Origin of the sequence: Mycoplasma sp. 2045 (assembly GCF_024582715.1) — a bacterium.
GTDB lineage: Bacteria > Bacillota_I > Bacilli_A > Mycoplasmatales > Metamycoplasmataceae > Mycoplasmopsis.
Genome location: NZ_CP102083.1, coordinates 718,059 through 741,023, shown reverse-complemented (window position 1 = coordinate 741,023; position 22,965 = coordinate 718,059). Strand labels below are relative to the sequence as shown.

The 22,965-nt window shown below is 28.6% G+C and carries 24 protein-coding genes; 17 read left to right on the top strand and 7 right to left on the bottom strand.

Going from position 1 to position 22,965, the window contains the following annotated elements:
• Positions 1-24 precede the first annotated feature (24 nt).
• From rpsP to rplS, 3 genes are read left to right on the top strand one after another with little or no spacing between them, the layout of a single operon-like run.
• A complete protein-coding gene (gene rpsP, locus NPA13_RS03000) occupies positions 25-273 on the top strand; it encodes a 30S ribosomal protein S16 (RefSeq protein WP_257089094.1) in 249 nt (82 codons plus the stop codon).
• Positions 273-959 carry a tRNA (guanosine(37)-N1)-methyltransferase TrmD gene (gene trmD, locus NPA13_RS02995; RefSeq protein ID WP_257089092.1) on the top strand — a complete coding sequence of 229 codons (687 nt, stop codon included), beginning with the start codon at positions 273-275 and terminating at the stop codon, positions 957-959. The genes rpsP and trmD overlap by 1 nt, the downstream gene beginning before the upstream one ends.
• Complete coding sequence (gene rplS / locus NPA13_RS02990) at positions 949-1,305, top strand: 50S ribosomal protein L19 (RefSeq protein WP_257089090.1); 357 nt, start codon at positions 949-951, stop codon at positions 1,303-1,305. Before trmD ends, rplS begins: the two co-directional genes overlap by 11 nt.
• A gap of 76 nt (positions 1,306-1,381) precedes the next feature.
• Here rplS and ligA read toward each other — a convergent pair whose 3' ends face one another.
• Positions 1,382-3,526 carry an NAD-dependent DNA ligase LigA gene (gene ligA / locus NPA13_RS02985; protein WP_257089088.1) on the bottom strand — a complete coding sequence of 715 codons (2,145 nt, stop codon included), beginning with the start codon at positions 3,524-3,526 and terminating at the stop codon, positions 1,382-1,384.
• 131 nt (positions 3,527-3,657) lie between these two features.
• Here ligA and NPA13_RS02980 point away from each other — a divergent pair, with 131 nt between their 5' ends.
• The 5 genes from NPA13_RS02980 (at position 3,658) to rpmA (ending at position 7,475) form a co-directional block, all read left to right on the top strand.
• On the top strand, positions 3,658-4,803 hold the full coding sequence (locus tag NPA13_RS02980; protein WP_257089086.1) for a trigger factor-related chaperone: 1,146 nt from the start codon (positions 3,658-3,660) through the stop codon (positions 4,801-4,803).
• Positions 4,804-5,025: 222 nt separating this feature from the next.
• Positions 5,026-6,408 carry a YitT family protein gene (locus NPA13_RS02975; RefSeq protein WP_257089084.1) on the top strand — a complete coding sequence of 461 codons (1,383 nt, stop codon included), beginning with the start codon at positions 5,026-5,028 and terminating at the stop codon, positions 6,406-6,408.
• Between the two features lie 54 nt (positions 6,409-6,462).
• The gene (locus NPA13_RS02970; RefSeq protein WP_257089082.1) at positions 6,463-6,705 is read left to right on the top strand and encodes a hypothetical protein; all 243 of its coding nucleotides are present in this window, start codon (positions 6,463-6,465) and stop codon (positions 6,703-6,705) included.
• Positions 6,706-6,907: 202 nt separating this feature from the next.
• Positions 6,908-7,207 (top strand): 50S ribosomal protein L21, encoded by a 300-nt coding sequence (gene rplU, locus NPA13_RS02965; RefSeq protein WP_257089080.1) that lies wholly within the window; start codon positions 6,908-6,910, stop codon positions 7,205-7,207.
• 7 nt (positions 7,208-7,214) lie between these two features.
• Positions 7,215-7,475, top strand: coding sequence for a 50S ribosomal protein L27 (gene rpmA / locus NPA13_RS02960; protein ID WP_257089078.1), 261 nt, complete (start codon positions 7,215-7,217; stop codon positions 7,473-7,475).
• 56 nt (positions 7,476-7,531) lie between these two features.
• Here rpmA and NPA13_RS02955 read toward each other — a convergent pair whose 3' ends face one another.
• Complete coding sequence (locus tag NPA13_RS02955) at positions 7,532-8,257, bottom strand: DNA-processing protein DprA (RefSeq protein ID WP_257089076.1); 726 nt, start codon at positions 8,255-8,257, stop codon at positions 7,532-7,534.
• A 168-nt stretch (positions 8,258-8,425) separates the two neighbouring features.
• Between NPA13_RS02955 and NPA13_RS02950 the strand changes: the two genes are divergently transcribed.
• From NPA13_RS02950 to NPA13_RS02940, 3 genes are read left to right on the top strand one after another with little or no spacing between them, the layout of a single operon-like run.
• Positions 8,426-9,463 (top strand): NAD(P)-dependent oxidoreductase, encoded by a 1,038-nt coding sequence (locus NPA13_RS02950; RefSeq protein WP_257089074.1) that lies wholly within the window; start codon positions 8,426-8,428, stop codon positions 9,461-9,463.
• Positions 9,441-10,541, top strand: a complete 1,101-nt coding sequence (locus NPA13_RS02945) for an aquaporin (RefSeq protein WP_257089072.1) — start codon at positions 9,441-9,443, stop codon at positions 10,539-10,541. Before NPA13_RS02950 ends, NPA13_RS02945 begins: the two co-directional genes overlap by 23 nt.
• A gap of 57 nt (positions 10,542-10,598) precedes the next feature.
• Positions 10,599-12,746: a Tex-like N-terminal domain-containing protein gene (locus NPA13_RS02940; protein WP_257089070.1), complete on the top strand. Its 2,148-nt coding sequence runs from the start codon at positions 10,599-10,601 to the stop codon at positions 12,744-12,746.
• A gap of 37 nt (positions 12,747-12,783) precedes the next feature.
• Here the strand turns inward: NPA13_RS02940 and NPA13_RS02935 are convergent, their stop codons facing one another.
• Positions 12,784-13,473: a ribonuclease HIII gene (locus NPA13_RS02935; RefSeq protein WP_257089068.1), complete on the bottom strand. Its 690-nt coding sequence runs from the start codon at positions 13,471-13,473 to the stop codon at positions 12,784-12,786.
• Entirely contained in the window at positions 13,473-14,381 is a 909-nt protein-coding gene (locus tag NPA13_RS02930; protein ID WP_257089066.1) for a Cof-type HAD-IIB family hydrolase, read from the bottom strand. The genes NPA13_RS02935 and NPA13_RS02930 overlap by 1 nt, the downstream gene beginning before the upstream one ends.
• Positions 14,382-14,692: 311 nt before the next feature.
• Here NPA13_RS02930 and pyrH point away from each other — a divergent pair, with 311 nt between their 5' ends.
• The 6 genes from pyrH to NPA13_RS02900 all read left to right on the top strand — a co-directional run bounded on the left by pyrH (position 14,693) and on the right by NPA13_RS02900 (position 20,658).
• Entirely contained in the window at positions 14,693-15,412 is a 720-nt protein-coding gene (pyrH, locus tag NPA13_RS02925; RefSeq protein ID WP_257089064.1) for a UMP kinase, read from the top strand.
• Positions 15,412-15,963 (top strand): ribosome recycling factor, encoded by a 552-nt coding sequence (gene frr, locus NPA13_RS02920; RefSeq protein ID WP_257089062.1) that lies wholly within the window; start codon positions 15,412-15,414, stop codon positions 15,961-15,963. Before pyrH ends, frr begins: the two co-directional genes overlap by 1 nt.
• Before the next feature lie 54 nt (positions 15,964-16,017).
• A complete protein-coding gene (gene mnmE, locus NPA13_RS02915) occupies positions 16,018-17,385 on the top strand; it encodes a tRNA uridine-5-carboxymethylaminomethyl(34) synthesis GTPase MnmE (RefSeq protein ID WP_257089060.1) in 1,368 nt (455 codons plus the stop codon).
• Position 17,386: 1 nt separating this feature from the next.
• Complete coding sequence (locus tag NPA13_RS02910) at positions 17,387-18,190, top strand: TatD family hydrolase (protein WP_257089058.1); 804 nt, start codon at positions 17,387-17,389, stop codon at positions 18,188-18,190.
• On the top strand, positions 18,190-18,969 hold the full coding sequence (gene rsmA, locus NPA13_RS02905; protein ID WP_257089056.1) for a 16S rRNA (adenine(1518)-N(6)/adenine(1519)-N(6))-dimethyltransferase RsmA: 780 nt from the start codon (positions 18,190-18,192) through the stop codon (positions 18,967-18,969). The genes NPA13_RS02910 and rsmA overlap by 1 nt, the downstream gene beginning before the upstream one ends.
• A gap of 138 nt (positions 18,970-19,107) precedes the next feature.
• Positions 19,108-20,658, top strand: coding sequence for a DUF2130 domain-containing protein (locus NPA13_RS02900; protein ID WP_257089054.1), 1,551 nt, complete (start codon positions 19,108-19,110; stop codon positions 20,656-20,658).
• Positions 20,659-20,693: 35 nt separating this feature from the next.
• Here the strand turns inward: NPA13_RS02900 and rsmI are convergent, their stop codons facing one another.
• From rsmI to tmk, 3 genes are read right to left on the bottom strand one after another with little or no spacing between them, the layout of a single operon-like run.
• On the bottom strand, positions 20,694-21,401 hold the full coding sequence (gene rsmI / locus NPA13_RS02895; RefSeq protein ID WP_257089052.1) for a 16S rRNA (cytidine(1402)-2'-O)-methyltransferase: 708 nt from the start codon (positions 21,399-21,401) through the stop codon (positions 20,694-20,696).
• Entirely contained in the window at positions 21,394-22,314 is a 921-nt protein-coding gene (locus NPA13_RS02890; RefSeq protein WP_257089050.1) for a hypothetical protein, read from the bottom strand. The genes rsmI and NPA13_RS02890 overlap by 8 nt, the downstream gene beginning before the upstream one ends.
• Entirely contained in the window at positions 22,314-22,964 is a 651-nt protein-coding gene (gene tmk / locus NPA13_RS02885) for a dTMP kinase (protein WP_257089048.1), read from the bottom strand. The genes NPA13_RS02890 and tmk overlap by 1 nt, the downstream gene beginning before the upstream one ends.
• Between the last annotated feature and the right edge of the window lies 1 nt (position 22,965).

The window sequence follows — 22,965 nt, the reverse complement described above, 5'->3', positions numbered from 1 at the left end:
TTACACTTAATTAAGGAGGTAAAAATGGTTAAAATTAGATTAAAAAGAATGGGTGACAAGTTCAGACCAGTATACAAAATTGTTGTGGCTGACGCCAGATCACCACGTGATGGTAAATTTATCGAAGCTTTAGGACACTACAATCCATCTTCTAAAGAATTTGTTTTAAACAAAGAATTAACTGCAAAATGATTAAAACAAGGTGCACAACCTACAATTACTGTTGCTAACTTATTTAGAGCTCACAAATTAACTTCAGAACTTAAAAAATAATGAAAATTAATTTTCTTACTTTATTCCCTAGATACTATGAACCTTTTGTTAATGAAAGTATTGTTAACTTAGTTAAAGAAAAAGGGCTAGTGGAATTTAATGTGGTTGATTTTAGAGACTTTTCTAAAGATAAACATAGAAAAGTTGACGATGAGATTTATGGTGGTGGTCACGGGCTACTTTTACAAGTAGAACCAATTGACTTAGCTTTAGAAAGTTTAGAAAATAACGGTGGATATAGAATTTTAGTTTCTCCACAAGGTAAACAATTCACTCAAGAAATAGCAGAGGAATTATCTAAAAAAGATCAAATCACTTTCATCGCCGGAAGGTATGAAGGGTTTGATGAAAGAGTACTTAATTTTGTTGATATTGAATTATCAATAGGTGATTATGTACTTACAGGAGGAGAATTACCATCAATGGTAATGGCTGATAGTATTATCAGATTACTTCCAGGGGCTATTAGAGATGAATCACATCAAAATGAATCTTTCCAAGGTAGAGGTTTATTAGAACATCCACAATATACAAGACCAAGAGAATACAAAGGTTACTTAGTACCTGAAGTATTGCTTAATGGAGACCATAAGAAAATTAAAGAATGAAAAGAGCAGGCTAGTTTAGAAAAAACTAAAAAGAATAGACCTGACCTTTATGAAAGGATAATTAAAAATGAGAAATAGATTATTAGAGTTAGTAGAACACCCACAATTACGTACAGACTTACCTGAATTCAAAACAGGAGACAATGTTAAAGTTCACGTACGTATCCGTGAAGGTGAAAAAGAACGTATTCAAATTTTTGAAGGTTTAGTAATCAGTAAAAAAGAATCAGGTACAAGAGAAATGTTCACAGTTAGAAAAATTTCTTACGGAATTGGTGTTGAAAGAACATTTCCAGTTAACTCACCTTTAATCGCACACATCGAAGTAGTTCGTTCAAACAAAGTTAGAAGAAAAAGACTTTACTACATGAGAAATCTTAGTGGAAAAAGTGCTCGTCTTAAAGAAATCAAAAAGAACAAATAATTTAATCACAATACCTTATTACATACGAAACCAGTTATAATGACTGGTTTTTTGTATAAAAAAATAGCAACAAGTGCTATTTAATCATTTCGTATAAGTCTTGCTCACTTATAATTGGAACATTTAATTTGTTTGCTTTATCAAATTTAGTTGCTCCAACATTTTCTCCAGCAACTAAGTAATTTGTTTTACTTGAAATTGAAGATGAAACAGTTCCTCCATTTTGCTCAATGATTTTTGAAAGTTCATCTCTAGAAACTGAATGCGTACCTGTAATTACAAAAGTTTGATTTTTAAGTTTATCTGATTTAGGTTCATTATTTGATGATTTGTAAATTAACACACTGTCTAATTTTTGTATCAATTCTTTATTTTTATTATCTGTGACAAAATCTTTAAGTGATTGAACTATTTCAGGTCCAATTGAATTAATTAAAAGGTATTCATCAAGGTTAATTTCGAATAGGTCTGAAAGTTTTGTTAATTTTTCTGAAATAGTTTTTGCAACTACGAGACCTATGTTTTTGATTCCTAAAGCAAATAATGCTTTATGTAATTCAACATTTTTTGCTTCTTCAATAGAAACTAAAATGTTGCTTAATCTTTTATCAGCAATCTTGATTTTAACATCAGGATTTGATGAATTTTCTTTGAAGAATTCAAGAATTTCATCAGCTTTATCCTTTAGATTAAAAATTGAATATTGGTCTGTAATTCAACCTTTATCAAAGAAGAAGTTAAGTGTCTTTTCACTTAGTGAAACAATGTTAAGTGCATCTCTAGAAACAAAGAATGATAAGTTTCTAGTTAGTTTTTCATAACAGTTTGGATTTTCACAAAATTGATCAACAATTCCTGGGTATTCAACTAAAACTGAATTACAAGAAGGACAATTTAGAACCTTAGGGAAAATTGAATTTGTGTATTTAGTTTTCAACTCAATAATTTTAGGAATAATTTCACCAGATTTGATTAAAACAACTTGGTCACCTATGTTTATGTTCATATTAGAAATAAAATCATAGTTGTGAAGTGTTGCATTTGAAACTGTTGTTTGAACTAACTCGACAGGGTCGAAACTTGCTACATAAGTTATTTTTCCGGTTCTACCAACTGTAGCTACTATCTTTTTAATAATCGGATATGCTTCTTCAGTTTTGTATTTATATGCAATTGCATATCTAGGGAATTTAGCAGTTTTACCTAATAAATCTCAATATTCAAGTTGATTCAGCTTAATGACAAAACCATCACAGTCATACTTAAATGAATCTTTAACTAATTCAAACTCATTAATTCTTTTGATTATTGATTGAAAATCTTTTTCTACGTAGTGATATTGATGTGTAGGTAAGTTTAATGATTTTAAGAAATCAACAATCTGTGATTGTTCTTTTAGACCGTGCTCTAATGGATCGACAATATCATACATAATGATTTGAAGATCTCTCTGAATGATTAATTTACCATTTTTCTGTCTTAAAGTACCTGCTGCCATATTTCTGGTATTAGCAAAATAATCTTCTGTAGGCTCTTTTGGTTCCTTTGGAAGTGCTTTGATTTTACCATTATTGTAATCACCTAATTTAGCTAAATAAGCTGGTCAAGTTTTATTAATAAATTCAAGTTTCTTCTCTTCGAATTCTTCTTTTAATTGTTGATTAATTTCAAGGAATTTAGATTTGTTAATATAAATTTCCCCTCTTATTTCAATTGGTTTTAGATAATTAATTGTTTTAGGGATGCTTTTGATGATTAGAGCATTTTTAGTAACATCTTCACCAACTTTACCATCTCCACGAGTTACTGCATTTGCTAATTTACCATCTTTGTAAATTAATGAGATTGATAGACCATCAATTTTAGGTTCAAGATTGAAGTTAATTTGTGATGAATTTATAGGTGCTGTAGCATTTTTAATAAAATCATTAACTTCTTCTTGCGAATATGCTTTAGCTAGTGAAAGCATTGGTTTTTGATGAGTATATTTAGAGAAGTTTAAGCTTGGAACACCACCAATTTTAGTTGTGGGAGAATCTTCTTGAATAAACTCAGGATACTTAATTTCAAGCTCTTCAAGTTCTCTTAATTTACTATCATAAACAAAGTCATCAACAAGTGGTTTATCTAGATTGTAGTAAGCGTGATTGAGTTTATTTAACTCATTTGTAAGCTCAATAATGTAGTCTTTTATTTCGTTTTTTGTAGCAGGTATTTTCATATTTTTAAATTATATAGCTTATATAAAGTTTTAAACAAAATAAGCAAATTAGTCAGTTATTTGCTAAATTTTCAGACACATTATTTTTATATTTGTATATAATTAAAATATTAATAGATCGAGGAGAAATTATGAAGTTCGAAATTAGAGAGTTCACAGTTGATAAAAAAGAATGATTAACTGTACAAAATAATGTTTTAAGTTACTTAGAATCAAATAAAAGAGAAGGTCAGAAAATTGATCAAAAACTTATTTTAACATCAGCATCAAATGCTTATATGGATTCAGTTAAACAAAAATTAATGGAAGAAATGAATCTTAAAGATGCAGATAAAATTGCATTTTTACCAGTTCCACAAGATGTTAAATTCACAATTGAAGATTTTTCATTTAAATTAAAAGTTTTCTATGAAGATAACCTTGAAAAATATAATTTAGATATTAAACCTGAACCATTTAAGTTATTATCAAATGACTATAATGCAAAAATTGATGAGTTTTATAACTTATTTATTTCAGGTTACAAATTTAAACTTAATGTTGATAGAGACGTAGTTGAAACTAATGATAATGTAATCATTGAAACTAAACCTGCAGATATGCAAGAAGCTAAATTTGAAAAATATCAAATTATTGCAAATCCTGAAAGTGAACATCAATTTGAAAAACAATTAATTGGTGCAAAACTAGGAGAAGTTGTTACTGTAAATTATGCTGGAAGAGACTTTTTAGTCAAACCTATTCAAATTGTTGAAATTAAAGAAATGCCAATTACTGCAGAAAATGTTCACTTATTAAATATTGACCAAATTAAAAATATGGATGATGTTAGAAAATATGTTGAAAAAACAATTTTAGAACAAATTGTTAATGATTCTGTTTTTGCTTATGGTGAAAACATTTTAGGTCAATTATTAAAAGAATTTAATCAATTACTCGAAATTGACAATGAATTAATTGAAAACGATATGAAAGAATTTAGATTTAAAGAAGACTTCACAGGAGATAAAAGAGAAGTTGTTAAATCTACAATTATGAACTACTTCTGAACTATGCTATTCAATAAGAAGTTAGGAATTAAAATTGAGTACAGTGAAATGGAAGAAGAAAGACAAAAATTATTCACTATTTTTGGAGAAAAAGCTAACCAATTCGGTGTTCAAGCAATTTCAAATATTGTTTTACTTAAAAAACTAGGGACATACTACTTATCAAAAAATGAACCTGCAGTTTTTGAAGAAAATAAAGAATACCTACAAAAGTATTTAAGTAAATAAATGTATTAAATCAAAAACATCTCAATAATGACACGAGCTGTTTTTGATTTTTTTATAAACTGATTACAAAATATTCTAGCTTGAACTGATTATATGTGTTTTAGTGTACTTAAAAATTACAGCTTTTATGGCTATTTTGTAATTCTAATTATCATAAGAATTTCAGACATATGATTTGGAATTTTTTAATTATTTAATTGATAATAATATAAAATATGTTTCATGAAGAATAAAGATAATTTTGCAAATGAAAATTGCAATAAAACTACTACACCAAAATCATCTTGAATTACTAATTATTTCAAATTTAAGTCAAAGAAAATTGACCTTATTAATAAAGCTTCAATGAATCTGGATGCTAATAATTCAGCAGTGATAATCAACCCTGCTGATATTAAAAAAGAAGAAGAAAAATTAAAATACAAGATGGCCAAGTATTTAAATAATTCAAAACAAAGTAAGCTTACATTTAAGACGTTTTGGGTTAAATATTGATTAAAACTAGTGCTTACTTTTGTATCAGCATTAATTTTTAACTTTGGAATTCACATCTTTTTATCAAAAGCAGACACAATTCCTTCTGGAATTACAGGAATTCCTACTATCTTGCAATATTTATTTCCTGTTTTAAGAAACTATTTTGCTTTAATTTATTTTGCATGCAATTTACCTTTATTCATTATATTTTGAAGAAAAGTCAAGTTTAGTTTTATAGGATTAACTTTATTCTTTATGCTTTGTTTACAATTAACAAACTTTATTTTCACAGAAGAGCATGTTCATTCATTCTTATTTGAGAAAATCAATTTAGTTCCTATTGACTATGATAATTACAATGTATCAATTAAAGATACTAAAGCAATTGTTGAAGTCGCTTCAACACCTGGGCAAGCTAATTTAAAAGAATTAATTGATTTTAAATTAAATCCAAGTGCATTTAGTGCTGAGAAAGCTGCAGAATTTGAAAAATACGCTCAATATTCAATTGAACAATTAACACAATTAGCTTGATATTCAGATGGAATCAGCTGAGGTGTTTTACTTTATGGATGTCTTGGAGCAGTATTTATTGGTACAGGGATAGCTATTTCGTGAAAAGTTGGTGGTTCAACTGGTGGAACAGATATTATTGCTTACTACTTCTCAACAAAACATAAGAAAAGTGTTAGTTCAATTCTTGTTATTGTTGGTTTCGTAACAGCAGTTACATTTGTACTTATTTATGGATTTGTTCGTCCAAATCAAAATGGTGAGTTATTCGGAATGAGAGAACTTTCAACATTCTTATACTTAATAGTTACTAACTTAGTTGTTGGTATGTTATATCCTAAATATAAGAAAGTAAACTTAACAATTATTTCATCAAATCCTGAAAGAATTATTGCTTACTTCAAACTTATTAATTACTGACACAGTTACAGAATTGAACGTTTCAAATCAGGTTACACAGGTAAAACTGCAATTAAAATTGAAACTACAATTCTTCTTCTAGAAGAGAAAAACTTAATTGCTGATTTAAAAATAATCGATCCTACTGTTTGAGTTTCTTGCTCAAAAGTAGCTAAAGTTTCTGGTAATTTCAATACAAACTATGTAGAACAGTAAAAAAACTGTTCTTTTTTGATCAATTTTTACTATACAAATGAAAGGAGGCTAACTATGAAACTTAATGATCTAAAACCACTAGAAAAAGAAAAGTATTCGCAAATTCAACCTGGTTTTTCGTTTGCCGCTTTAGTTCCGTTAATTCCATCGATAGTTCAAAGCGCAATATCTATTCTTGGTTTATTTAAGTCATTTACATCAAATTCAGGTTCAGTTAAAGGTAAAGATCAAGAATTCAAGTGAGATAATACTGTTAAGAAAATTTCTAATGTAATTGAAAATTACTTATTATTTTAAAAAATCATTATTCATAATTTTTCAATTTAAAGTCATCATTTCATTGAAAAAATTTGTATAACTTCTATATTTTTAAACTAAAAAAACTTACTAATTTTACTTTATTACTATATAATAAGCATGTTACATTTGTAACCGTACTAAAGAGGTTCATCAAGTGCATAAGCCACCTCAAAGACGAGCCACATTTTGGAGGTATTGCATGTTTGCAATTATCGAATCAGGTGGAAAACAACTTTTAGTTAAAGAAGGTCAAACAATCTTCGTTGAAAAACTTGAAGGTCAAGAAAACTCAGAAGTTAAATTTGACAAAGTTTTATTAGTTAACGATAAAGTAGGGAGACCTTACTTATCTAATGCTGTAGTTTACGGAACAATCGAAAAACAAGGGAAAGCAAAGAAAATTGTTGTATATCGTCACAATGCAAAGTCTACTCACAAAAGAAAATTAGGACACCGTCAACCTTACACACGTGTTAAAATTACAAAAATCGAAGGGTAATTAGAATATGGCACACACGAAAGCCGGTGGTTCTACCCGTAACGGTCGTGATTCTCATAGTAAGCGTTTAGGTGCTAAATTAGGTGATGGACAATTTGCAACAGCAGGATCAATCATTTACCGTCAAAGAGGAACAAAAATTTTCCCAGGACAAAATGTTGGTCGTGGTGGAGACGATACATTATTCTCAAAAATCGATGGATACGTAAAATACGAAAGCAGAAGAAACAGAAAGTATGTTTCTGTATATCCTGAAAGACAAAACTAATTTTAATTTATATAGTAAAACGCGTCACAACAATTATGTGGCGCGTTTTTTTATTTCTAAATTTCAGTAACAGAAGTAATTAAAGTAGCTCCGGACTTAATAAGCTGATTATTCAAATCACTAAAATCATCACTAGGGAAACATTTTATATCCTTACCAATATCAGCAAAGTAATTCACTAACTGTATTGCTTTTGAGTCTCCTTTTAAGGAGAATGAAATAAATTGTTTGCTCAATAAAGAACTTAATAAATTTGCTTGTTTAAAATATTCTCTTCTAGGATGACAATTTAAGGGATACTGAGATATATAAAGTTCATTTGGTTTTAAGGTTTGTTTTAAAATCTCATCATTAAAACCTTCTTTTAGAATGTGAATAATAGAACCATTGTGATTTCTATAAAAATCAACAATAGATTTTTCACTTTCTTTATAGTCATTGGTAATTAGCACATGAGAATTAACCATATTTTCAAGCTGTTTTTCAGAATTAAAACTATCTAGCATGTTTCTTTCGTCAACTAGATAAACTTTATTTTTGTTTTTAAGCAGTGAAGTGTTTCCATACATATAAAGCACATAAGGTGGATATTTAATAATGTTTAAATTCAAAGGATATTCTTCATCTAAAATGGTAATAAACTTTATTTTCTTTTTCACGTACTCTTTTACTCATTGTGTTAATAGATTCATATCGATTTTAGGAATGCTTTTAAGATTTTTATAAATTATGTAGTTATTTCCCTTGTGTAAGTTAGATAAATAAAATAATATTAAGTTCATTTTCTCCTCCTATTTAAAATAGTAAATTTAGCTGAAAATGAACTATTTTTATACCTAGCACACTATTAGTTTAGTTTAAATAAAAAGCCTTTGTTTTAGTATAAATTTAATATAATTACTTTAAAAATTATTAGGTTTATTTTTATTCATTTTTATCTAGGAGAAAATATGAGAATTGCATTTTTCGATTCTAAAGATTACGATATTAAATACTTTGAAAAATATAATGATGGAAGACACGAAATTACTTTTTTTAAAGAAAACTTAAACTTAGATACAGTTAAGTTAGCTAAAGGTTACGATGCTGTATGTGGGTTTGTTAATACTTATGGTGACAAAGTAATTTTAGAAGTCTTAGCAAAAATGGGTGTAAAAGTTTGATTGCAAAGATCAATGGGATACAACAAAATTGATGTTGCTAAAGCTAACGAGTTAGGAATTCACGTTTACAGAATTTTTAACTACTCAGCTGAAAGTATTGGTGAATTTGCTTTTGCAGGATTATTAGCACTTAACAGAAATCTTTTAATTGCTAATAAAAGAGTTAAAGATTACAACTTCTCATTAAATGGACTTGATGGACTTTGTGTTGGGAACTCAACAATTGGGGTTGTTGGTTCAGGAAAAATTGGACAAACATTTATTAAAATTGCTAAAGCAACAGGTGCTAGAGTTTTAGTATTTGATGCATTTGCTCAAGATAACTTCCCTCAATTAGCTGAACAATTCGGATTTGAATGAGCTTCATTTTCAGAAATCTTACAAAACTCAGACTTTATTTCAATCCACTGTCCTTTATTACCTTCGACAAGATACTTATTCGATAAAGCTGCTATTGATATGCTTAAACCGGGAGCAATCATTGTCAACACAGCCAGAGGAGAAATTATTGAATTACAAGCAATGATCGATGGGCTTAAATCAGGTAAAGTTCGTGGATTTGCAACTGACGTTTTAGAAAGAGAAGAAGGAAGATTTTACGAAGATATTTCTTCAAGAATTAAAGAACTTAAAGAACAAGATCCTCAATGAGCAGAATTAATTGAAATGGACAACGTTTTAGTAACATCACACCAAGCATTCTTAACAGATTTAGCTTTAACTCAAATAGCTAAAACAACATTAGAAAATGCAGACGCTGCGCAAGCAGGAGATTACTCAAAAGCATTAGTTTTATTAGAGAATGGAAAAATACAAAATGGTTAATACACAGGAATTATTAATTAAGAAAAATAGCTTTTTCAAAGATTTATTTAGCTTCTTTAAATTAAGAACATCAGAAAGACAAAATGCTGAGAAACCAGCTGATTTAAAAACTTGAATCATCCACGGTTTATCAGAATTTATCGGAACAATCTTTTTATCACTTGCATTAGCAGGTCTATCAATTTACACATCTTCAGGTAAAGTTGTTGAAGAATATATGTTACATAAAATCATTGTTGGATTTTATGCAGGATTTATTGCTGTCGGGGTAGTGTTATTCATCTTCTTACGTTGAAGTTGTGACCTCAACCCAGCTGTAACTATTTATCGTTATATAAACGGTAGAAATAATGGTTACTATGCTTTATATAAAATTGCAATTCAATTTTTAGGAGCATTTGCTGCTGCAGGATTTATCTATTTATTTGGATACTTATCAGTAGGGAAAGATCATTTACCTAATGCCCCAATTACTGCAATTGGAGCTTACAAAGCTTCTTTTGTTGCAGAATTAGAAAAAGGTTCAAATCCATCAACAAACCACGTTTTAGCAAGTGGAACAGCGTGAATTTTCTTTGTTGAGTTAGTTATGACAGCTATCTTATTGTTCCCAATTTTTTCACCAAACATTAACAATAAATACCGTGATTTAATGATTATGTTCATCATTTCATTATCAGTATGAATGGGAATTTTAGGTGCCACAGCAGCTATTAACCCAGCTAGAGGTTTAGCTCAACAATTACCTGCATTCTTTACATCAGAAACTCATGTTGGTAAGCATTTAGAAGCACAAATTACTGGAATAGCCCCTGATTTTGGGTTCGATACTTCAGTAACATTGGATCAATTAAAAAATTCAAAAAATTCGTTTGCATTTGATTCATTAGTTTACGCAACATTTGCTATGTTATTAGGAGATTTATTAGCTCCAGTATTCTATGCATTTATTCAAGGATTCACACAAAGAGTTGTAAACCCATTTGTTGTTAAAGTTATTGCATTCAAAAACTTTAGAACAGACTCAATGACAACACCAGAAAAAGAAGCAAATAAATCAAACAACAATAAACAATAATAATCTTAAGAATCACTTCTTAAAGTGATTCTTTTGTTTCTAATAGGAAAGGATAATATGAAAAATAACAAATTAGCCTTGGAGTTAGCTTCAAAAGAATTAAACATTCCTACAAATCAAGTTCAAACAGTTTTAGAAATGTTATCTAATGGAGATACAGTTCCATTCATTTCACGTTATAGAAAACAACAAACTGGTGGGCTTAATGAAGAACAAATCTATCAAATTGAATCTATTTACAAATACAAAGAAGAGCTTTTAGATAGACAACAAGCAATTATTAAAATTCTAAGTGAAAAGAATTTACTTACAGACAAACTTAAAGAACAAATCTTAAATACAACTGTCAAAAGCGAATTAGAGTCAATTTACGAACCATTCAAGGTTGGTAAAATCACAAAAGCAACAAAAGCTATTGAACTTGGTTTAGAGCCGCTTGCAAAGAGAATTTTTGAGAATAAAAGCCCTCAATTTGATGTTGCAAGAGAAGCTAAAAAATATTTAACAGAACAAGTACCTACAGTCGAATTTGCTATTGAGCAAGCTAATTTCATTATTGCGCAGTGAATTTCACAGAATGTAGAAATTAAAAATCAAATTAAAGAATCAATCTACAATTTTGGAAGAATTAAAACAACAAAGTCAAAAAAAGTTAATGATGAAAATGATGATTTAGTATTCTTAAATTACTATGATTTTTCAACACCTATTAAATACATTAAAAACCACAATGTATTAGCAATTAATAGAGGTGTTAAATTAGATAAACTTAAACTTGAATTTGAGTACAAACACGAACCATTAGTCATTATCATTTTAAAAGCTATCGATAAAACAAGAAACAATAAAGACAATGTTATTGATGCGATCAATGATTCACTCAAAAGACTTATTTTACCTAGTGTAGAAAGAGAAATCTTTAGTGACTTATTTGAAATAGCTGAAAAAGCAAGTATTAATATATTTGCAAATTCAGTTGAAAAATTATTAACTGCTCCAGCAATTACAGGGCACAATATTTTAACCATTGACCCTGCATATGTTAATGGATGTAAAATAGCTGCATTATCTGAAAATGGAGATGTTTTAGGTATTGCTAAAATTTATCCTAATAAACCACAAGAAAAAGTGGCAGAGGCAACTAAAGTAGTTTTAGATTTTATTAACAAATATAAAATTACTATTGTTGTTATTGGAAACGGAACAGCTTCAAGAGAAACTGAATTATTTATTTCTAATATTATTAAACAAAACAATTTAAAGGTTAAATATGCTATTGTTTCTGAAGTTGGAGCTAGCGTGTACTCAGCTTCACAAATTGCAATCGAAGAATTCCCTAACTTAAGTGTTGAAGAAAGAAGTGCGATTAATATCGGTAGAAAATTCTTAGACCCATTAAATGAGTTAGTAAAAATTGATCCTAAATCAATTGGTGTCGGACAATATCAACATGACTTAAATCAAAAAGAATTAGAGCAATATTTAAACTTCAAAGTGCAAAAGGTAGTTAATGAGTTTGGTGTTGACTTAAATACTGCTACAAAGCATATTTTGATGTATATAGCAGGTTTAAGCAAGAAGATAGCTCAAAATATTATTGAATACAGAAATAGTAAAGAAAGTAAAAATTTCGAAAACAGAAATGAACTTCTTAAAGTTCCTGGGTTAGGTCCAAAAAGTTTTGAACAGTCAGTAGGTTTTTTAAGAATATTCACTTCATCAAACTTTTTTGATAAAACAATAATTCACCCTGAATCATATAAATTAGCATCAAAAATTGTTGAAAAATTTAACTTAAAACCAAGTGAACAAGGTATAGATGTTTCTAACTTAAATGCACAATCTATTGCTGATGAGTTAAATTCAGATATTTATACAGTTGAATTAATACTTCAATCATTAGCGAGTCCTACTAAGAAAATTGTTGATAATAAATCAGGATTTATCTTAAAAGACAGTGTGTTAGATGTAAATGATTTAAAAGTTGGAGATACAATTCAAGGAACTGTTGAAAATATTACTGATTTTGGTATATTTGTTTATATCGGAATCAAGAAAAACTTATTTATTCACGTAAGTAATTTAATCTTAAATCAAAATGAATCAATCTTTGATAAGTATTATCCAGGTTTAGTGATTAACTCTGAAATCACTGAAATTGACTTACAAAGAAATCGTTTAAGTGGAAAAGTTTTAGAGAACTAAAAAAATGAATAGACCAGTGTATAAGGTCTATTCATTTTTATTTAAGCTTAAAATTAAGTTTTAAAACAGAGTTTAATGAGTTTTCTCCATAAGTCTGTGTGAACTCGTGGATTTGAGCAACAACATTCTTGCTTGCACCAAGTAAGAAATTGAAATTTCAATTCTTACTTTGTTCTTCCATATATTGCAATAAATGGTATCTTCCAATAATTGAAGCACATGCAACTGATAAGTGGATGTCTTCAGCTTTATTAACTAGCAATGTTGGTAATTGTAACTCATTTAATTTAGCTCAGTTATTTTCAATAAAGAATTTTTGATGATATTTTAATATTGAATTAGTTGTTGAATATTTATCAATAATAATTGCAGTTGCTTGAATTTTGCATTTTTTAGCCAATGTACTCAATGCACTTGCGTGAGTGAAAAATTTAAGTTCATTAGCATTATAAGACTTGCTTAATTTGTTGTATCCAGCTTGTGTAAGTGTGTAAACGGAATATTCAAGAAATTCCATTAATCTAGGAGCTAAAGATAAAATTTGTTTATCAGATAGTTTTTTAGAATCCTTTACACCTAATGAAGCGACAAATTGTTTAAGCTTATTTGGTAAATAAACTGCACAAGAAACAAGTGGTGTTCAGTAATCACCGACTCCTGTTTCATCAACACCAATTACTTGCTCTAAATCAACATTAAGTTGTTTGATATCATCAATATATTTCATTATTCTTCCTCGATAGCTTGAATTTTTCTTTTACGTGCGTTTGATTTTTCTATCTCGGCTTGTGGATTGTCTAAGAATTTGTGAATGTATTCTCCAACTCCACCTTCTTTATTTGTTTTAGAAATTCTAATTGATGCATATTTTTTAACGTCTTTTGAAGCATTAGCCATAGCTACTGAAATGTTTGCGATTTTAAACATAGGAACGTCGTTAAATCCATCTCCTAATGCAATTGTGTTTTCGACTTTAACGTCGTAGTATCTAATTAACATACTTAAAGCTTTACCTTTGTTAGCTGTAATGTTAGTCATATCGAAAACAGGTGTTAAACCTTCTCCTTTTGATCAGTATGAGAATTCAGCTAAGTCACCATATCTTGATTTAAGGTATTTTCTAAGTTCTTCAATGTTTGTTGTCTCTTTAACGTCAAAGATAATTCCTGTAGGCATTAAAGGAATTTTGTATAAGTCTAAACCGATACGTAATTTTGAACTTGTTTTAAATCCAAAAACTTTTTCAAGTTCTTCATCACGGTGATCTAATTGAACTCAGTCTGGTCCTTCAATAGCGATGTTTGAAACTTCTTTTTTAACTTTAGGATCACCTAAAATGTATAATGCTTCGTTTAAGTTTAAGTATTTAATGTAAGGGATGAATTCTTGATCATATGGATGGTGAATATGCGCTCCATTGTAGTTAGCAACGATTGTGTTAAGACCTAATGATTCATAAATGAATTTAGTACTTCTTCAAGGTCTTCCTGTAAGGATACATACAACGTGTCCTTCTTCTGTTGCTCTTTTAATTGCGCTAAGTGTTCTGTCGTGAATAACACCTGTTGCACTAGATTGAAGTGTTGTACCATCTAAGTCAATAGCAAATAAAAATTTTTCTTTTTCTGCTGCCATAATCTACCTCTTTCTTTAAATTATTTTTTGAAAATTTTATTCCTATGGCATAGGAATATTAATTGAAAATACAACATATTTGTAAAATATGTTTATAAATTATAAAGTATTTTTTAAAAAACGGTAATTTGTAAGAAAAATTGTGAAAAATTCCATAAAAAAGTGAAAAATTGCAGTTTTTATCCTTGAATTTAAAGATTTTGGAAAAAGTTAAAAAAAATAGACTGAAAAATCTTTTTTCTATATAATTAGTTTAAACATTATTATTTATATTAAATAATAAAAACTTAACTTGTTAAATAGAGGTAGTGATGATTAAGTATCAAAGAATTCTTTTAAAACTTTCTGGAGAAGGTTTTGCAAACAAAGAAAAACATTTAGCAATTGACTATGATTTAGTTCACAAAATTGCATTACAACTTAAAGAAATTGTAGCTAAAGGTATACAAGTATCAGTAGTTATCGGTGGAGGAAACTTCTGAAGAGGTGCTTCTGCTGAAAAAAATGGGATTAACAGAAATAAAGCTGACTATATTGGAATGCTTGCTACAATTATGAATGCTATTGCCTTAGGTAGTGGTTTCGAGCGTGTTGGACTTAAGGCTAGAGTTCAAAGTTCATTAAACATTGATCAAAGAGTAGCTGAATATTACGTTAACGAAAAAACAATCAAATACTTAGAAGATGGTGAAGTTGTTATCTTTGCTGGAGGGACAGGTCGTCCATTCTTTACAACAGATACAGCGGCAACATTATATGCATCAGAAGTTGGTGCTCAAGTTATTTTAATGGGTAAAAATGGAACTGATGGAATTTATGACTCAGATCCAAAGAAAAATCCTGATGCAAAACATTATGATCACATCACTTATGATGAAATCTTAGAAAAGAAATTACAAGTTATGGACTTAACAGCCACAAGTATGGCTAGAGACAACAATATTAATTTAATTGTGTTTAACTTATTAGAAGAAAATTCAATTTTAAATGCACTTGAAGGAAAAATCAAACATACAGAGGTTACTAAATAATGGAATTAGATATTTATTTATTAGATTTTGCTGAAAAAGCAGAAAAAGCACTTTCACATTACCGTTTTGAATTATCAAAAATTTCAACAGGTAGAGCTAACCCTCAATTGATCAAAGGTATTCGTGTCAATTACTATGACACACCTACACCACTTGAAGAATTATCAAACATTTCAGTGCCTGAGCCACAACAATTATTAATCAAACCTTACGATATTACATCAGTTAAGGAAATTAATAAAGCTCTTGAAAAAGCAAACTTAGGTGTTATGCCAATTGATGAAGGAAGTCAAATTAGATTAAACTTCCCTCCTCTTACAACTGAAAAACGTAAGGAAATGGTCAAATCATTATCTAAGTTAACTGAAAATGCTAAAGTAGGTGTTCGTAATGCTCGTCAAGAAGTTAATAAAGCTATCAAAGCTGATGAAGAGTTATCAGAAGACGAACAAAAAAGATACTTAGATGTTATTCAAAAAGAAGTTGATAAAGAAATTAGTAAAATCGACAAAATTACAAGTGAAAAACAAGAAGAATTAATGAATAAATAAATGTCAAACTAGCTTTTTAGCTAGTTTTATTGTATTTATAAGAAAGGAGACAATATGACTAATGATACAATTGCAGCAATCAGTTCAGGTTCTCATATAAATCAACCAATTTCAATTGTTCGTGTATGTGGTCCTGATGCAGTAAATGTTGTTTCTAAAGTTTTTAAAGGAAAAATTGGTGCAGATCACACAATTTCATATGGTTTCATTCACGATAATGGACAACTTATTGATGAAGTTTTAGTTATGTCATTTGTTGGTAAAAAAGATACAAATGGTAATGATGTATTCAATAACTATGTTGGCGAACCTTTAATCGAAATTAACTGTCACGGTGGAATTGTTGTTACAAACAAAGTTTTAAGTTTATTACTTGAAAATGGTGCCAGATTAGCTGAACGTGGTGAATTCACTAGAAGAGCTTTTTTAAATGGAAAAATGGACTTAATTAAAGCTGAAGCTATTCACGATTTAATTATGGCTCAAACTTCATCTCAAGCACTCGCGTCAGTTAATAAATTCAAGGGTAAAACTTCAGGTTTAATTGATGAGTTCTTAAATAAGATTGCTGTTTTGATCGGTCTTGCTGAAGTTAATATCGACTACCCTGAATACGATGATGTTGAACGTTTAGATTCAATTAATATGTCAGAGAAAGTTTCTGTTTTAATCAGTGAGCTAGAAAAAATAGTGAAAATTTCAGAGGATTCTAGATATGTTTTTGAAGGTGTTAAAGTTGCATTTTTAGGAAAACCTAACGTTGGGAAAAGTAGTATTTTAAATGCACTTTTATCAGAAGATAAAGCAATTGTTACAGATATCGCAGGAACTACAAGAGATTTAGTTGAAGCTACCTACAAAATCAACGATATGTTATTTAAACTTGTTGATACTGCTGGTTTAAGAAACACTCAAGAAATTATTGAAAAAATTGGTATTCAAAAATCGTTAGATCAAATTGAAAAAAGTGATCTTGTAGTTCACGTTGTATCTGCAAATGAATCTGAAGATGATTTTGATAAATTAATTGAGCAAAAATCAAAAGAGTTAGGTAAGTTTTATTTAAAAGTTATGAACAAAAAAGACTTGCTAAAGTCAGATAAGTCATTAGATAATAACGTTATTTATATTTCTGCTTTAAATAACGATATTGAAGCATTAGAACAAGGTTTAGTTTCGAACTTCCAGAATATCAACATTTTAGATGAGCGTATTTTTTCAAATACACGTCAACTTTCACTTATTAAGCAAGCTTTAAATTCGCTTAAGGATGCTAAAAATGCACTTGACAACTATGCAACTTTTGACATGGTTATCATCGATTTATATGCAGCGTGAGATCAATTACAGAATATTAAAGGAAATGTAAACAGAGAAGACTTATTAGATGTTATGTTCAGCACTTTCTGTTTAGGTAAATAATATGAGTTCAAAGAAAAATAAATTTGTTGATGCACATAATCATTTATCAATGACTGCTTACAAACATGAAGACATTATTGATATGATTTGCGAGCAAGCTTATGCTAATAGACTTGAATTTATGATTGTTAATGGTGGTCACGCTGAAGAAAATAAAGAAGTTATCAAGTTAGCTAAAAAGTATCCTGATTTAATTAAACCTGTTATAGGAATTCATCCTGAAGATGGAATTGATGAGAATGATTATTTAAGATATAAAGATTTAATTGATGAGACTATTGTTGGAATTGGAGAAATTGGATTAGATTACTTCTATGAAGAGGGTGTTCCATCAAGAGAAAATCAAATTAAATCATTTAGAAATCAAATCAAATTAGCACAAGAATTAAACCTGCCAATTGTTGTTCACATTAGAGATAAAATCGACCAATACCAAGCTTACCAAGATGTTTATGATATTTTAAAAGAGTTTCCTAACATCAAAGTTATGCTCCATACATTTGCCGGAAATATGGATTGAGCTAAGAAATTTTTAGAATTTAAAAATCTTTATTTTTCATTCAGCGGTGCTGTTACATATGGAACGACAAACCAAACTAGAGATATTATTGAGTTTTTACCACTTGAAAGAATTCTTACAGAAACTGACGCTCCATTCTTAAGAGTTCATCCATATACAGAACAAAAAAACGAACCAAATACAGTTTTATTTGTAGCTTACTACATAGCAGGAATTAAAAAAGTGGGTATGGATAAATTCACAGATAGAATTAATAAAAACTTAAGGACTTTATTTAATTTATAATGCAAAATAAAAAAGAAGTTTATGCAAAAAAGAAGTTTGGACAAAACTTCTTAAAAGATCAAAACATTTTACGTAAGATAATAAATGTATTTAATGTAAAGGATCAAAAAGTACTAGAAATAGGACCGGGTAGAGGTGCTTTAACTAATTACCTTTTAAATGCAGGTGCTTATGTAACTGCTTTTGAAATTGATCCTGATATGGTTGATGTTCTAAATAAAGAAATAGATAATCCTAACTTTAAACTTATTCATCAAGATTTCTTAGAAGCTAATATAACTGATTTTAAGGACACTTACATTATTGCTAATATTCCTTATTACATTACAACTGATATCTTATTTAAGATTTTTGAAAATAAGGATAATTTTAAAGGTGTGTTAGTAATGGTTCAAAAAGAAGTAGCACAGAGAGTTTGTGCTAAACCTAATACAAAAGATTATTCAAAATTATCAGTTTCATCACAATTTTTAGCTGACTGCAAATTAGAATTTATTGTTCCTGCAAATGCTTTTTCACCTGCGCCGAAGGTTGATTCAGCTATTTTATCTTTAAGATTTAAAAATAATGTTTCCTTAGATGAATGAAATTCAATTAAGGATTTCTTCAAATTATGTTTTGAAAACAGAAGAAAGAAGCTTTCTTATTCATTACAAAATAAATGTTCGAAAGAGCATATTCTGAAAGTATTTGAACAATTAGGGTATGATGATAATTTAAGAATTCAACAATTATCAGTAGAAAAAATTGTTGAATTATTCAAAAAGTTAGAAAAGTAAGTGAGAATCATTTGCTTTTTTTATTTAATTTTGCAAATAATACTAAAAAATAAGACTGCAAATTTTAAATATTAACTGATATTGAATCGAATAAAGTGATAGCATTAAAATAAGATATATAAGTTAAGGGGTGTTAAAATGAAAGAGATTAAATTTAAATTAAATGAAGAAAGACCTTTGGAATTAATCATAAATGAAAATGCTTATCCAGGTGATATTATTGATTTATCAACATTAAGTAGTAGTGAGTTATTCGCTTTGAGTAGTAATATCAATAATGAAAGAAATTATGACATTAAAAAGCAGGCAGAAAAAGAATTACTTGAAAACCTTACAAATTTACCTGAATATAAGGTAAACGTACAAGGTCTAGTTGATGAGTATAATAAAAAACTTGCTAATTTGCAAACAGAATTAAATAAATTAAAAACATCAATGAATTCTACAATTGAAGTCGAGAAACTTAAATTGCAATCAACTAAGGATGCAGAAATTGCAGCATTAAAATCAAATATTAAGAATCTAGAACAAACTAAAGAACAAGAAATCAGGAACGTAAAATCTGAATTGGAAATTACATTTACAGAGAAGATGCAAAAACAAAAAGAAGCTTATAGTCAATTAAATACAGAATTAAGTAAATTAAAAGCATCAATGAATTCAACGATTGAAGCTGAGAAAAGTAAGCTTGAACTAAATAATATTAAAGCAATAGAAAAAGTCAAAGAAGAGTACAAAAAAGAATTAGAAAAAGAAAATGAAGTTAATAATAATCAAATTATCAAAGAATTAAAAGACAATTTTAAAGAGCAAATTGAAGAACTTAAAAAAGACAAAATTGAAGTTCAAAATAAATTAGAAGCTGCTAACAACACAATTGATGCTCTTAAAACAAGTAAATCATTATTATCTTCAAAGAGAGTTGGAGAAAACTTTGAAGAACAAATTGCTCACTTATTAGATCAGTACACAAACTTGGATGATTTAGTTGATTATGAAAAAACAACAACTAATATTGATGGTACAAAACCAGACTTCTTAATTACTTTCTACAAGAACGACAATAATAATAGAGTAAAAATTGGTTCTGTTGTTATTGAGGCAAAAACAGAAACAGAAAATGGTTCACAAAAGAACTCACAATTCATTAGTAAATTAATAAAAGATCAAAAAGCTCGTCATGCAGAAGCTGCATTCCTAGTTACTGAATTGGAAAAAGAAGATGACTTTCTTGTAAAAATCGAAAGAGATAAAGATAACAAGAACCAAGTTTGAGTAATAAGATTACCATTTATGATTCAAATGTTGCAACTACAACGTTATATGTTTTTAAAGGCCTCTGAATTTAATTTTGTTGAACTTAGAGATAAAATGAAAATTCTTGAAGAATTCGAAGAATTCAAAAAGAAACTTTTAGAAACAAGATTAGATGCACTTAATAAAGTTGCGGCTGATATGAAGAAACAAGTTGAAAAAATTCAAGATTCAGCTAATGCGCTTGAAAACCTACTTTCAAATGATCTTGAAAGAAAATTCAGATACTTAGTTGATGAAGTTGAAAAATTCAAATTAACTAAGAAAATGAACAAAGTTAATTGAGATAGTGCACCACAATCTGTTGAAGCTAAAAGTCCACATTTGATCGAGGGAGCACAAGAGGCTCACATAGTCGAAGTAGAAGAAGAATAGAAAAAAGAAAATCAGCAAATAAACTGCTGATTTTTCTAATCTTTTTTGTATTTATTCACTTTTTCTCTTTTGATTTTAGGTAAATTTAACACCATTGTAAACTCACCTTTAATAGAGTCTAAATTTACAAAGTGCTGAAGAATTTCACTAGCAGACCCATAAAAAAGATTTTCGTGTAGTTTTGTAAGTTCTTTAGCTAAACAAATTTTTTCTTGTCCATTAAATACAAAATTAATGTCTTCTAATGTTGAAATTAATTTGTGAGGTGATACATAATAAATGTGTGTTCCAATATTCAATTCTTTAAGTTGATTAATTCTTTGTTGACTCTTGTCTTTAATAAAACCGTGAAATGTAAAATCATTGGTAAAGTTAGAAGCAACGAATGCTGTTATAGCTGCATTTACACCTGGGATAATTTCGATATCTATGTTGTTTTTTCTTGCTTCTGAAATAACTTCAAATCCAGGATCCGAAACAACTGGCATCCCTGCATCTGATACTAAAGCGACATCTTCGCCATTAGAGATTAAGTTAATAATCCCTTGTGCACTATGTTTTTCGGTGAAATTATTGTATGTCAGTAATTTTTTATTTGCTATTTCATATCTTTGAAGAAGCTTAGAAGTGACTCTTGTATCTTCACAAGCAATTATGTTTACCTCCTGTAAAATTCTTAATGCTCTTAAAGTTATATCTTCAAGATTACCAATCGGTGTTCCTACAATATACAATTTAGCCATAGTACTCCATTAATTTATTTAATAAAAGTTGTTTATGTAATTCAAAATTACCTTGAAAGTTTTTTGAGTTATTAAAGTCATCTAAATCAACTATAAATGTTAATAAGTTAGGGTGCTTTTCTAATAATTCTTGTCTCAGTTTATTTAGTTCTTTGTGCAATGGTAATGTTTGGAATTCTAAAAACTTACCTAATATGAATGCTTTTAATAATGATAAAACAAAGTGTGCATCTTTATCGTTATCCTTGTTTACTATTGTTCTATCTAAATATTCAAACATATAAATTTTATTTAATAAAGATTGTCTTGTAGCAATTATGAAACCTGCAATAAGGTGTTGATATTTATCTAAGTGTTCAGAAGCTTCAGTTAAAAAAGTTAAATCGTTAGAAAGCATTTTGACAACTGAAAAAGTTGGATCATTTTTTAATGAAGCAAATTTTTCTTCTATTATCTCAAGAGAGAGAATATCAACTTTTAAGACTTGTGCACGTGATAATATGGTCGGAAGAACATTATTCACATTGTTTGTTGTCATTATAATAACAACTTTATCTGATGGTTCTTCAATTGATTTTAAAAGTGAATTAAGTGCAATTAATGAAGAGTTTTCAATGTTTTTAATGATAACTATTTTGTACTTATCAAAGTTACTTGAATAGGAAACTTCATTAAAAACATTTTCAAATTCTTCTTTTTTAATAGGTTCTTCTGAACCGTCTAAATAGTAAATGTTAGATGGTAGGCTTAATTTGTCTAATTCAGCTATTGGAGTGTGATTAATGTTGTTGATAAAATCTAACAAATCGTTGTCAAAATTGTAGTTACTATTAGCAGTTAATAAAAATAAATGATTTAGCTTATTTAATTTTGCTGAATCATTTATTGACTTTAATATAGATAGATTAATCATTACTCAAATGATTTAAGGTAAGATAAAAATTTCGGACTTTGTTGTAACTGCATGATAATATCTTCTAAAACTTCATCTTCTGTTTGAGTAGCGTCAATAATAATGAAACGTTGAGGGTCTGATTTAATCATTTCTAAGTACCCTTTGTAAACATCGTGGTGGAATTGTAATTTTTCTTGTTCCATTCTGTCTTCAACTAATCTTGTTTCTTCACGACGCTTTTTAGCTTGCTCTGGAGTTAAATTTAAGAAAATTGTAATATCTGGCATTGTTCCATTAATAACTATGTTAGTAATAGCTTTTGTAAATTCAATACCTAAATTTCTTGCATATCCTTGATATGCATAAAAGCTATCTACATATCTATCACAAATAAGAATTTTATTTTCTTTAAGTGCTGGTCAAATTACTTTTTCTAAGTGAATTCTTCTACTTGTTGTGTATAAAAGAGCTTCAGCAACAGGTGAAAGATCTGATTCTTTGCTTAAAATAATTTCTCTAATTTTTTCAGCTTCTTTAATCCCTCTTCCACCAGGTTCTCTTGTTCAAAGAGCAGGAATGTGTGGGTAAAGTTCCTGTAATTTTACATAAAGTTTCTGTGTTAAAGTAGTTTTACCACTACCGTCTAAACCTTCAAATGATATAAACATA